A 10,743-nucleotide genomic window follows, 5' to 3' on the forward strand; every position below is an offset into this window, starting at 1 on the left:
CGGTTCAGCTCCTGTTGTCGTACGGTCCGGGGGCGGGCGGTGCGTCCAGCGCGGTCAGCGCCTCGCGCAGGCCCCTGTGCACATCCTCGTACACGGCGGCGTGCCCGTCCGCCGGGAGGGGGTCGGCGTCCGCGAGGCGCTCCAGGCAGGCGTCCACCCCGGGGTGCCCGGTGGGCGTGCGGACGACGCCGAGCGGCGCCGGCGCGGCGGGCTCCGGGGGTGCGTCGGCGGCTTCGTCGGTCATGCCCCGACGCTACCCCGAAGCGCGCGGGCGCCGCCGCACCTCTCTGCGGTACGGTCGAGATCACGATGGCTACGATCGATGAGTGCCGAGCCGCACTCGACCGACTCTCCGGCAACCTGGCGCGGGCCGACGGCGACGTGCGCGGCGCGGCCGCGCTCGACCGCTCCCTGAGCTGCCACGTCACCGACCTGGACCGCACCTTCACGGGCCGCCTCGACGGGGGCCGGATCCGGGTGGAGGGCGTCGCGGCGGGCCCGCCGGCCGGCCGGGCGGACATCAGGCTGGCGATGACGGGCGACGACCTGGTGGCACTGGTCGCGGGCGACCTGAACTTCGCCCGCGCGTGGGCCTCCGGCCGGGTCAGGCTGGAGGCGGGCCTGCGCGACCTGCTCCGGCTGAAGAAGCTCCTCTGACGGCGGCCGTCCGCGGCTCAGGCGCCGGCAGCCGCCTCCGCGGGTGCGGTCTGCGGCCGGGCCCGCTTGCGGGCGGCCGGGATGACCAGGGGCGTGCCCGTCTCCGGGTCGTCGATGATCTGGCACCGCAACCCGAACACCTTCTCCACGAGCTCCGCGGTCACCACCTCGGCCGGCGGGCCCTCCGCGACGACCCTGCCGCCGCGCATGGCGATCAGGTGCGTGGCGTAGCGGGCGGCGTGGTTGAGGTCGTGGAGCACCGCGACGAGGGTGCGGCCCTGGTTCTCGTGGAGTTCGGCGCACAGGTCCAGCACGTCGATCTGGTGCTGGATGTCCAGGTAGGTCGTCGGCTCGTCCAGCAGCAGCAGCGGCGTCTGCTGGGCGAGCGCCATCGCGATCCACACGCGCTGCCGCTGCCCGCCGGACAGCTCGTCCACCGTGCGGTCGGCGAGCTCGGCGACGCCCGTCGCGGCCATCGACTCCAGGACGACCCGCTCGTCCTCCTGCGACCACTGCCGCAGCAGCCCCTGGTGCGGGTACCGGCCGCGGGAGACGAGGTCGAAGACGGTGATCCCGTCCGGCGCGACGGAGGACTGCGGGAGCAGGCCGAGGGTCTTGGCGACCTTCTTCGCGGGCATGGAGCCGATGGCGTGCCCGTCGAGCAGCACCTGCCCGGCGGACGGCTTCAGCATCCGCGACAGGGCGCGCAGCAGCGTGGACTTGCCGCAGGCGTTGGGGCCGACGATCACCGTGAACGAGTTGTCGGGTATCTCCACCGACAGGTTCTCGGCGATGACCCGCTGCTCGTAGCCGAGGGTCACGTTCTGCGCGGACAGCCGCTGCACGTGCGTACTCCTTGAGTTCGTCATATACGTCCCGCCCTGCGCTCGGTGACGAGCAGCCAGAGCAGGTAGGCGCCGCCGACCAGCCCGGTCAGCACGCCGACGGGCAGCTGGTCGGCGCCGAAGGCCCGCTGCGAGGCCCAGTCGGAGAGCAGCAGCAGGACGGAGCCCATCAGCGCGCCGGTGACCAGGTTCGACCCGGGCGAGCGGGTCAGGCGCCGGGCCAGCTGCGGTGCGGCCAGCGCGACGAAGCTGATGGGCCCGGCGGCCGCGGCCGCGGCCGTGGTCAGCAGGACGGCCGCCAGCATCAGCAGCATCCGCATCCGCTCGACCCGGACGCCGAGGGCGTACGCGGCGTCGTCGCCCATCTCCGCGATCCGCAGCGCCCGCCCCTGGGAGAGGGCGAGCGGGAACAGCACGGCGCAGGTGCCCAGCAGCGGCCACACCTGGCTCCAGTCCCGGCCGGCGAGCGAGCCGGTCAGCCAGACCATCGCCCGGGTCGCCTCGATGAACTGGGCCTTGGTCAGCAGCCACTGGATCCCCGCGATGAGCATCGCGGAGGCGCCGATGCCGACGAGCACCAGCCGGTAGCCGTGGACGCCGCGCTTGTAGGACAGCAGGTAGATCAGGACGCCGGTGACCAGGCCGCCCGCGAGGGCGCCGCCGGCGACGGCCGTCGCGCCGCCCTTGAACAGGACGATCACGAGGAGCGCGCCGACGGCCGAGCCGTACCCGAAGCCGAGCAGGTCCGGGGAGCCGAGCGGGTTGCGGGAGACGGACTGGAAGACGGCGCCGGCCATGCCGAGCGCGGCGCCCACGAGCAGCGCGACCAGGACCCGCGGCAGCCGCAGGTCGTTGACGATGAAGTCCTGTGCGGGGGTGCCGTTGCCGAGGAGGGTCTGCACGACGTCCGCCGGGGCGATCTCGAAGTCGCCGGTGCCGATCAGCACGACCGACAGGGCCGCCGCCGCGGCGGCGAGGAGCAGCCCGGTCAGCAGCGCCCGCGGCTCCGCGCGCAGGGACAGCCCGCCGGGGGCGCGCACGGTCCGGGAGCGGGACCGTATCCGGGCCGTGGGGAGTTCGACGGTCACAGCTGGGCCATCCTCTTGCGCCGGACGAGATAGATGAAGACGGGGCCGCCGATGAGCGCGGTCACGATGCCCACCTGGAGTTCGGCGGGCCGGGTGACGATCCGGCCGACGACGTCCGCGCCGAGCAGCAGCACCGGCGACAGGACCGCCGAGTAGGCGAGCACCCACCGCATGTCGGGCCCGGTGATCATGCGCGCGAGGTGCGGGATCATCAGCCCGATGAAGACGATCGGCCCGCAGGCCGCCGTCGCGGCCCCGCACAGCAGGGTGATGGCGACCATGGCCCCGATACGGGTGCGGGTCAGGTTCGCGCCGAGGGCGCGCGCGGTGTCGTCGCCCATGGACATGGCGTTCAGCGGGCGGCCGAGCGCCGCCGCGAGCAGCGCCCCGGCGAGCAGGAAGGGCGCCACCTGCCGGACGGTGTCCATGTTGGCCGAGGCCAGCGAACCGACCGTCCAGAAGCGGAGCTTGTCGAGGGCCTTGCTGTCCATCAGCTGCACCGCGTTGATGTAGCCGACGAGGGCGGCGCTGGCCGCGGTCCCGGCGAGCGCCAGCCGGACCGGCGTCGCGCTGCGGCTGCCGCCGAGCACGTACACGACGACGGAGACGGCGGCGGCGCCGAGCAGCGCGAACCAGACGTACTCGGTGAGGGTCGAGGCCCCGAGGAAGCTGATGGCGGACACCACGGCGGCCGCGGCGCCGGCGTTGACGCCGAGGATGCCGGGCTCGGCCAGCGGGTTGCGGGTCAGCGCCTGCATGACGGCCCCGGACAGGCCGAGGCCGAGGCCGACCATCAGCCCGAGGAGGGTCCGCGGGACGCGCAGGTCCCGGACGACCACGTCGGAGGTGGTCCCCGAGTAGTGGAAGAGCCCGTGCCACACCTCGTCGAGGGGCATCTGCTTGGCGCCGACGGCGATGCTCGCCACGAGGACGAGCGCCAGCACCGCCAGGGCGGCCAGCAGGCCGGCGGCGCGCGCGGCGTGCCGCTTGCGGATGGCTGCGGCGCCGGGCGCCGCGCTCTGTTCGGGAGGACTCTCGACCAACACGCGGTTAGGTTAGCCTAGCCTCGGCGGATTCCGGCCATGGGATGCCTTCCGACCTGCGCTCCTGCACCCGGTGCTCCGCTGCCCGCCGCTTCCGCTACAGCCGGATACGGTCCAGTGCCGCGGCCGTGTCGAGCCGGCAGGAGCCGTCCCCCGCGGCCGTCCAGGCCGCCGCGCACAGCGCCCGCAGCCCGTCGACCGGGTCGCCGGCGCCTTCGAGGCGCAGTGCGCCGTCCGCCGCGGCCGCCGTCCAGCCGCCGCACCGGAAGCCGTCCCCGGCCGGCTCCACCTCCGGCTGCCCGGTCAGCAGGCCGCGCAGGTCGCGGTCGACGTACGTGGGCCGGTGGCGCGGCTCGGCCCGCAGCAGCTGCGCGCCGTCGGCGATGCCGGTGAGGACGAGCAGCGAGTCGACGTCCCCGTTGAACGCCCCCTCGATGTCGGTGTCCAGCCGGTCCCCGACGACCAGCGGCCGCCGCGCGCCGGTCCGCAGGACCGTCTCCCGGTGCATCGGGGGCAGCGGCTTGCCCGCCACCTGCGGCTCGGCGCCGGTCGCGATCCGCACGACCTCGACGGCCGCACCGTTGCCCGGCCCGATGCCCCGCGCCTGCGGAATCGTCAGGTCCGTGTTGGACGCGAACCACGGCACCCCGCGCCGGATGGCGAACGAGGCCTCCGCGAAGCGCCCCCAGGGCAGTTCGGGCCCCCCGTAGCCCTGGACGACCGCGGCGAGACCCGCCTCGTCGGCGGACTCGACGGGTACCAGCCCGCGTTCGCGCAGCGCGACCCGCAGCCCCTCCCCGCCGATCACCAGCACCTTCGCCCCCGGCTCGACCTGCTCCGAGATCAGCCGGGCCACCGCCTGCGCGGAGGTGATCACGTCGTCGGCGCCGGTCGGGATGCCCAGCTCGCTCAGGTGCGCGGCGACGGCGTCCGGGGTGCGCAGCGCGTTGTTCGTGACGTACGCCAGGTGCATCCCGCCGTCGCGGGCGGCCTCCAGCGACTCCACCGCGTGCGCGATCGCCTCGCCGCCCGCGTAGACCACGCCGTCGAGGTCGAGCAGGGCCGTGTCGTACGCCCGGTGGAGGCTGCGCTCGCTGCCCGCCGGACTCGTCCTGCTCCGCCGCGTCATCCTGTCCGCTCCCTCTGTCCGTCCGGCCCGATCGTCTACGACCGAATCCTGCCGCATGTGCTCCGAGATCTTTTCCACACGATCATCCCGCATGCCGAGACGCCCCTTACCATGCACCAATGACCACCTCTGCCACCTTGCCCTCCGGGCTGCGCCTGCTCCCCTTCCCCGGCCTGCGCTATGTCCCGGAACGCGTCGGCAGCCTGGCCGCGGTCACCTCTCCGCCGTACGACGTGGTGGTCCGCCCCGACGGCGTCGACTACCTGGAGTCGGCCGATCCGCACAACATCGTCCGGCTGATCCTGCCGCAGGCCGACACCCCTGCTGCGCGGAACGACCAGGCGGCGCGCACGCTGCGGGACTGGCTGGAGAAGGGCGTGCTGAGCGCGGACCCGGAGCCGGCCCTGTACGTGTACGAGCAGCGCAGGGGGCCGATGGTGCAGCGCGGCCTGATCGGTGCGCTGGCCCTGTCGGGGGCGGAGGCGGGCGTGGTGCTGCCGCACGAGGACGTCATGCCGCACGTGGTGACGGACCGGGCCGGGCTGATGCGCGCCACTTCGGCGAACCTGGAGCCGCTGCTCCTGACGTACCGCGGCGGGGACGCGGGCGCGGGCGCAGCGGAGGTCGTGGAGCGGACGGCGCTGAGGGCGCCGCTGCTGGCGACGACCACCGAGGACGGGGTCCGGCACCGGCTGTGGGCGGTCACCGACCCGGCCGACCAGGAGGCGGTCGCCGCGGACCTGGGCCGCCGCCAGGCGCTGATCGCGGACGGGCACCACAGGTGGGCGACGTACCTGCGCCTGCAGGAGGAGCACCCGTCGCCGACGGACTGGGACTTCGGGCTGGTGCTGCTGGTGGACACGGTGCGCTACCCGCTGGAGGTGCGGGCTATCCACCGGATGCTGCGCCGGCTGGCTCCGGCGGACGCGCTGGCCGCGGTGGAGGGCTCGTTCCGGGTGCGCCCGGTGGACGGCCCGCTGCCGCTGGCCCTGGAGGCGCTGGCGGATGCCGCGGAACGCGGCAACGCCTTCCTCGTCGCCGGGGACGGCTCATTCCACCTGGTGACGGATCCGGATGCGGGTCTGCTGGAGCGCACGGTCCGCCGGGACCGGCCGGAGGCGTGGCGCCGGCTGGACGCGACGGTGCTGCACGCGACGCTCCTGGACGCCGTGTGGCGGATCCCGGACACCCCCGACCAGATCACGTACATCCATGACGCGGCGGCGACGGTGGAGATGGCGGAGCGCCACGGCGGGACGGCGGTGCTGCTGCATCCGGTGCGGGAGGAGGTCGTGCGGGGGCTGGCCCGGCAGGGCGTGATGATGCCCCGGAAGTCGACCTCGTTCGGTCCGAAGCCGGCGACGGGCCTGGTCCTGCGCAGCCTGGGCTGAGGCCCGCGGAAACGCCGGAGGGCGGCACCCCGCTCGGGGTGCCGCCCTCCTGTCGTCGGGTCTGCGCTCAGGCGCCGTCGCCCGGGCGGTCCGCTTCGTCGTCGCGGACGCCGCCGGCGTCGGCGTCGGCTTCCGGGGCGTCGAGCGGCTCGTACTCGTCGTCGTCCTCGTCGTAGTACTCGGTCTGGTCGGCGGCGCGCTCGGCGGCGGCCACTTCGGCCGCGTCCTCGCCGTCGGCGCCGTCCTCGTCCTCGTCGATCGACCCGTCGAGCGCGTCGACGAACTCGACGCCGTCGAGCTCGGCGAGGCGGTCGGAGGCGTCGGTGGCGCCGTCCTTGTCGGCCTCGACGGTCTTGGCGAACCACTCGCGGGCCTCGTCCTCGCGGCCGGCGGCGAGGAGCGCGTCGGCGTACGCGTAGCGCAGGCGCGCGGTCCACGGCTGGACGGAGGAGGAGGCGAGCTCGGGGCTCTGGAGGGTGACGATGGCGGCGTCGAGCTGGCCCATGTCGCGGCGGGCGCCGGCGGCGACGAGCCGCATCTCCACCTGGCCGGCCTTGTCGAGCTTCTGCACCTCGGGCTCGCCGGCCATCGCGAGGGCGCGCTCGGGGCGGCCGAGGCCGCGCTCGCAGTCGGCCATGACGGGCCACAGCTCGACGGAGCCGGTCATGCGCTTGGCGGCGCGGAACTCGGCGAGGGCCTCGCTGTACTTCTGCGTGGCGTACGCGGCGAAGCCGGCGGCCTCGCGGACGGCGGCGACGCGGGAGGCCAGGCGCAGGGCGATCCTCGCGTAGGCGTAGGCCTGCTCGGGGTCCTCGTCGATGAGCCGGGCGACCATGACGAGGTTCCGGGAGACCTCCTCGGCGAGCCCCTTGGGGAGGCTCAGGAGCTCCTGGCGGACGTCGGCGTCGATCTCCATGCCGGTGACGTCCTCGTCGATGGGGAGGCGCTTGACGGGCTCGCGGTCGCGGTCGGCGCGGAAGTCCCGGTCACCGCGGTCGCCGCGGTAGCCGCCGCGGTCGTCGCGCCCGCGGTAGCCGCCACGCTCGCCGCCCCGGTCGTCACGCCGACCGTAGGAGGGGCGCCCGCCGCGGTCGTCGTCCCGGCGGAACGACGGACGGTCGTCGTCACGACGCGGGTACGACGGACGGTCGTCACGGCGGAACGACGGGCGGTCGCCGCCGCGGTCGTCGCGCCGGCCGTACGAGGGCCGGTCGTCACGGCGCGGGTAGGAGGGGCGCTCACCGCGGTCGTCACGGCGGAAGTTCGGACGGTCGCCGCCCCGGTCGTCACGACGCGGGTACGACGGCCGGTCGCCCCGGTCACCCCGGTCGTCACGGCGGAAGTTCGGGCGGTCGCCGCCCCGGTCGTCACGACGCGGGTACGACGGCCGCTCGCCCCGGTCACCCCGGTCGTCACGGCGGAAGCTGGGACGGTCGTCGTCACGCCGCGGGTACGACGGACGGTCGTCGCGGCGGAAGGACGGGCGGTCGCCGCCGCGGTCGTCGCGCCGGCCGTACGAGGGCCGGTCGTCACGGCGCGGGTAGGAGGGGCGCTCACCGCGGTCGTCACGGCGGAAGTTCGGACGGTCGCCGCCCCGGTCGTCACGACGCGGGTACGACGGCCGCTCGCCCCGGTCACCCCGGTCGTCACGGCGGAAGCTGGGACGGTCGTCGTCACGACGCGGGTACGACGGACGGTCGTCACGGCGGAACGACGGACGGTCGCCGCCGCGGTCGTCGCGGCGGGGGTACGACGGGCGGTCGCCGCGGTCACCCCGGTCGTCACGGCGGAACCCGCCGCGGTCGTCGTCGCGGCGCGGGTAGGAGGGGCGCTCCCCGCGGTCGTCGCGGCGGAAGGCGGGACGGTCGTCGCGACGCCCGTAGGAGGGGCGGTCGCCGCCCCGGTCGTCGCGGCGGGGGTACGACGGCCGGTCGCCGCGGTCGCCGCGGTCGTCACGGCGGAAGCCGCCGCGGTCGTCGTCGCGCCGGCCGTAGGAGGGGCGGTCGCCCCGGTCGTCGCGGCGGAAGGGCGGACGGTCCCCGCCCCGGTCGTCACGGCGGAAACCGCCGCGGTCGCTGCTGTGCGAGCGGCCGCCGCGGTCGTCACGGCGGAAGCCGCCCCGGTCGCCGCCACGGTCGTCACGGCCCCCGCGGTAGCCGCCCCTGTCACCGCCGTCGTTGCGACGAGGCTCGCGCTCCGGACGATCGTCGGGAGAGTTGGACATGGGTGTGACTCCTGTCTTCGGGGTACCGCTAGTCATTCTCGCGCAACCTACCCCCGGCCGCGCTTCGACGTATTGAAGAGAAAAACAAAAAGGGCCCGTGGTCCAGCGTTGAACGCTGGACCACGGGCCCTTTGAAAGATTGTTCGGCGGCGTCCTACTCTCCCACAGGGTCCCCCCTGCAGTACCATCGGCGCTGAAAGGCTTAGCTTCCGGGTTCGGAATGTAACCGGGCGTTTCCCTAACGCTATGACCACCGAAACCCTATCGGTTTCGAGCGAACAAGCACACTCTGTAGTTGTGTTCCAGCTCTAGAAACCGGCAACTGTTCGTTGCTTCAGAACTAACACAGTGGACGCGAGCAACTGAGGACAAGCCCTCGGCCTATTAGTACCAGTCAGCTCCACCCGTTACCGGGCTTCCACATCTGGCCTATCAACCCAGTCGTCTACTGGGAGCCTTACCCTCTCAAGGAGGTGGGAATACTCATCTTGAAGCAGGCTTCCCGCTTAGATGCTTTCAGCGGTTATCCCTCCCGAACGTAGCCAACCAGCCATGCCCTTGGCAGGACAACTGGCACACCAGAGGTTCGTCCGTCCCGGTCCTCTCGTACTAGGGACAGCCCTTCTCAATATTCCTACGCGCACAGCGGATAGGGACCGAACTGTCTCACGACGTTCTAAACCCAGCTCGCGTACCGCTTTAATGGGCGAACAGCCCAACCCTTGGGACCGACTCCAGCCCCAGGATGCGACGAGCCGACATCGAGGTGCCAAACCATCCCGTCGATATGGACTCTTGGGGAAGATCAGCCTGTTATCCCCGGGGTACCTTTTATCCGTTGAGCGACGGCGCTTCCACAAGCCACCGCCGGATCACTAGTCCCGACTTTCGTCCCTGCTCGACCCGTCGGTCTCACAGTCAAGCTCCCTTGTGCACTTACACTCAACACCTGATTGCCAACCAGGCTGAGGGAACCTTTGGGCGCCTCCGTTACCCTTTGGGAGGCAACCGCCCCAGTTAAACTACCCATCAGACACTGTCCCTGATCCGGATCACGGACCGAGGTTAGACATCCAGCACGACCAGAGTGGTATTTCAACGACGACTCCACAACCACTGGCGTGGCCGCTTCACAGTCTCCCACCTATCCTACACAAGCCGAACCGAACACCAATATCAAACTGTAGTAAAGGTCCCGGGGTCTTTCCGTCCTGCTGCGCGAAACGAGCATCTTTACTCGTAGTGCAATTTCACCGGGCCTATGGTTGAGACAGTCGAGAAGTCGTTACGCCATTCGTGCAGGTCGGAACTTACCCGACAAGGAATTTCGCTACCTTAGGATGGTTATAGTTACCACCGCCGTTTACTGGCGCTTAAGTTCTCAGCTTCGCCCCACCGAAATGGAGCTAACCGGTCCCCTTAACGTTCCAGCACCGGGCAGGCGTCAGTCCGTATACATCGCCTTACGGCTTCGCACGGACCTGTGTTTTTAGTAAACAGTCGCTTCTCGCTGGTCTCTGCGGCCACCCCCAGCTCAAGGTGCAAGACCTATCACCAGGAATGGCCCCCCTTCTCCCGAAGTTACGGGGGCATTTTGCCGAGTTCCTTAACCATAGTTCACCCGAACGCCTCGGTATTCTCTACCTGACCACCTGAGTCGGTTTAGGGTACGGGCCGCCATGAAACTCGCTAGAGGCTTTTCTCGACAGCATAGGATCATCCACTTCGCCACAATCGGCTCGGCATCAGGTCTCAACCTTGTATGAGGGACGGATTTGCCTACCCCTCGGCCTACACCCTTACCCCGGGACAACCACCGCCCGGGCTGGACTACCTTCCTGCGTCACCCCATCGCTTACCTACTACAAGTCCGGTTCGTCGGCTCCACCACTTCCCTTCACCCGAAGGATCCAGGACGGCTTCACGGACTTAGCATCGCTCGCCTCGATATTGGGCGTTTCAAAGCGGGTACCGGAATATCAACCGGTTGTCCATCGACTACGCCTGTCGGCCTCGCCTTAGGTCCCGACTTACCCTGGGCAGATCAGCTTGACCCAGGAACCCTTAGTCAATCGGCGCACACGTTTCTCACGTGTGTATCGCTACTCATGCCTGCATTCTCACTCGTGAACCGTCCACAACTCGCTTCCGCGGCTGCTTCACCCGGCACACGACGCTCCCCTACCCATCACAGCCTCCGTTGGGAGTATTGCTGCAATGACACGACTTCGGCGGTACGCTTGAGCCCCGCTACATTGTCGGCGCGGAATCACTTGACCAGTGAGCTATTACGCACTCTTTCAAGGGTGGCTGCTTCTAAGCCAACCTCCTGGTTGTCTCTGCGACTCCACATCCTTTCCCACTTA

Annotated in this window: 8 protein-coding genes, 2 rRNA genes and 1 pseudogene (1 of these 11 cut by a window edge); 2 read left to right on the forward strand and 9 right to left on the reverse strand. The window is 71.1% G+C overall.

Annotated features, from left to right (window positions below):
• Nucleotides 1–4: 4 nt before the first annotated feature.
• The gene (locus C0216_RS22215; RefSeq protein ID WP_114056981.1) at nt 5–244 is read right to left on the reverse strand and encodes a hypothetical protein; all 240 of its coding nucleotides are present in this window, start codon (nt 242–244) and stop codon (nt 5–7) included.
• Nucleotides 245–309: 65 nt separating this feature from the next.
• Here C0216_RS22215 and C0216_RS22220 point away from each other — a divergent pair, with 65 nt between their 5' ends.
• On the forward strand, nt 310–657 hold the full coding sequence (locus C0216_RS22220) for an SCP2 sterol-binding domain-containing protein (RefSeq protein ID WP_114056982.1): 348 nt from the start codon (nt 310–312) through the stop codon (nt 655–657).
• Nucleotides 658–674: 17 nt separating this feature from the next.
• Here the strand turns inward: C0216_RS22220 and C0216_RS22225 are convergent, their stop codons facing one another.
• The 4 genes from C0216_RS22225 to C0216_RS22240 all read right to left on the reverse strand — a co-directional run bounded on the left by C0216_RS22225 (nt 675) and on the right by C0216_RS22240 (nt 4,762).
• Nucleotides 675–1,526 carry an ABC transporter ATP-binding protein gene (locus C0216_RS22225; RefSeq protein WP_114056983.1) on the reverse strand — a complete coding sequence of 284 codons (852 nt, stop codon included), beginning with the start codon at nt 1,524–1,526 and terminating at the stop codon, nt 675–677.
• On the reverse strand, nt 1,523–2,590 hold the full coding sequence (locus C0216_RS22230) for a FecCD family ABC transporter permease (RefSeq protein ID WP_246042652.1): 1,068 nt from the start codon (nt 2,588–2,590) through the stop codon (nt 1,523–1,525). The genes C0216_RS22225 and C0216_RS22230 overlap by 4 nt, the downstream gene beginning before the upstream one ends.
• The gene (locus C0216_RS22235; protein WP_174250440.1) at nt 2,587–3,636 is read right to left on the reverse strand and encodes a FecCD family ABC transporter permease; all 1,050 of its coding nucleotides are present in this window, start codon (nt 3,634–3,636) and stop codon (nt 2,587–2,589) included. Before C0216_RS22235 ends, C0216_RS22230 begins: the two co-directional genes overlap by 4 nt.
• A gap of 94 nt (nt 3,637–3,730) precedes the next feature.
• Nucleotides 3,731–4,762: an HAD hydrolase-like protein gene (locus C0216_RS22240; RefSeq protein ID WP_114056985.1), complete on the reverse strand. Its 1,032-nt coding sequence runs from the start codon at nt 4,760–4,762 to the stop codon at nt 3,731–3,733.
• 119 nt (nt 4,763–4,881) lie between these two features.
• On the opposite strand from C0216_RS22240, the gene C0216_RS22245 reads away from it, so the two are divergent.
• Nucleotides 4,882–6,153: a DUF1015 family protein gene (locus C0216_RS22245; RefSeq protein ID WP_114056986.1), complete on the forward strand. Its 1,272-nt coding sequence runs from the start codon at nt 4,882–4,884 to the stop codon at nt 6,151–6,153.
• A gap of 67 nt (nt 6,154–6,220) precedes the next feature.
• Here the strand turns inward: C0216_RS22245 and C0216_RS34120 are convergent, their stop codons facing one another.
• From C0216_RS34120 to C0216_RS22260, 4 genes and pseudogenes are all read right to left on the reverse strand, one after another.
• The gene (locus C0216_RS34120; protein ID WP_216827143.1) at nt 6,221–7,069 is read right to left on the reverse strand and encodes a tetratricopeptide repeat protein; all 849 of its coding nucleotides are present in this window, start codon (nt 7,067–7,069) and stop codon (nt 6,221–6,223) included.
• Nucleotides 7,070–7,204: 135 nt separating this feature from the next.
• Nucleotides 7,205–8,335 (reverse strand): annotated as a pseudogene (locus C0216_RS34655) (hypothetical protein); the annotation flags it as partial.
• Between the two features lie 183 nt (nt 8,336–8,518).
• A 5S ribosomal RNA gene (gene rrf, locus C0216_RS22255) occupies nt 8,519–8,635 on the reverse strand.
• A 106-nt stretch (nt 8,636–8,741) separates the two neighbouring features.
• A 23S ribosomal RNA gene (locus tag C0216_RS22260) occupies nt 8,742–10,743 on the reverse strand; it runs 1,116 nt beyond the window's last position.

Origin of the sequence: Streptomyces globosus (assembly GCF_003325375.1) — a bacterium.
GTDB classification, from domain to species: domain Bacteria; phylum Actinomycetota; class Actinomycetes; order Streptomycetales; family Streptomycetaceae; genus Streptomyces; species Streptomyces globosus_A.

Excerpts from the sequence above, each read along its gene's own strand:
- C0216_RS22215 (WP_114056981.1), bottom strand. The coding sequence starts at position 244 with ATGACCGACGAAGCCGCCGACGCACCCCCGGAGCCCGCCGCGCCGGCG.
- C0216_RS22220 (WP_114056982.1), top strand. The coding sequence starts at position 310 with ATGGCTACGATCGATGAGTGCCGAGCCGCACTCGACCGACTCTCCGGC.
- C0216_RS22225 (WP_114056983.1), bottom strand. The coding sequence starts at position 1,526 with ATGACGAACTCAAGGAGTACGCACGTGCAGCGGCTGTCCGCGCAGAAC.
- C0216_RS22240 (WP_114056985.1), bottom strand. The coding sequence starts at position 4,762 with ATGACGCGGCGGAGCAGGACGAGTCCGGCGGGCAGCGAGCGCAGCCTC.
- C0216_RS22245 (WP_114056986.1), top strand. The coding sequence starts at position 4,882 with ATGACCACCTCTGCCACCTTGCCCTCCGGGCTGCGCCTGCTCCCCTTC.
- C0216_RS34120 (WP_216827143.1), bottom strand. The coding sequence starts at position 7,069 with ATGGAGATCGACGCCGACGTCCGCCAGGAGCTCCTGAGCCTCCCCAAG.